Annotated in this window: 1 protein-coding gene; it reads left to right on the top strand. The window is 38.3% G+C overall.

The annotated features are described in order from the left end of the window. The coding region (locus CHRY9293_RS18565; RefSeq protein WP_162034330.1) for a phosphopantetheine-binding protein at positions 1-525 on the top strand (525 nt) is incomplete at both ends.

Here is a 525-nt window from a genome sequence, read left to right on the forward strand (position 1 = left end):
GAGGATTTAGGATAGAATTAGGAGAGATAGAAAACGCCTTATTGAGCTATGAAGGTATTCGTCAAAGTGTTGTACTGGCAAAGGAGAATAGTTCAGGGTTAAAATACTTAGTAGGTTATTATGTGTCAGATGCGGCATTAAATCATGAAGAGCTGTCAGTACATTTATCAGGATTACTTCCTGAATATATGGTTCCTTCTGTGTATGTTCATTTGGAAGAACTTCCTCTTACGATTAATGGTAAGTTGGACCGAAGAGCCTTACCAGAACCTAACTTCACAGGAGATAAAGAGTATGTAGCACCAGAGACTTCTCTTCAGCGAGATCTGGCAGCAATTTATGGTGAGGTTTTAGGCTTACCTGTAGAAAGTATCGGTTTACATGATGATTTCTTCAGTTTGGGAGGAGACAGTATCATCAGTATCCAACTCGTGAGTCGTTTACGAAAACGATTATCCTTATCCTTAAGTGTTAAAGAAGTCTTTACCTATAGAACAGTGTATCATCTTTCTGAGCTCTTAGAAA

Source organism: Chryseobacterium potabilaquae, assembly GCF_902728265.1.
In the GTDB taxonomy this organism is placed as follows: domain Bacteria; phylum Bacteroidota; class Bacteroidia; order Flavobacteriales; family Weeksellaceae; genus Chryseobacterium; species Chryseobacterium potabilaquae.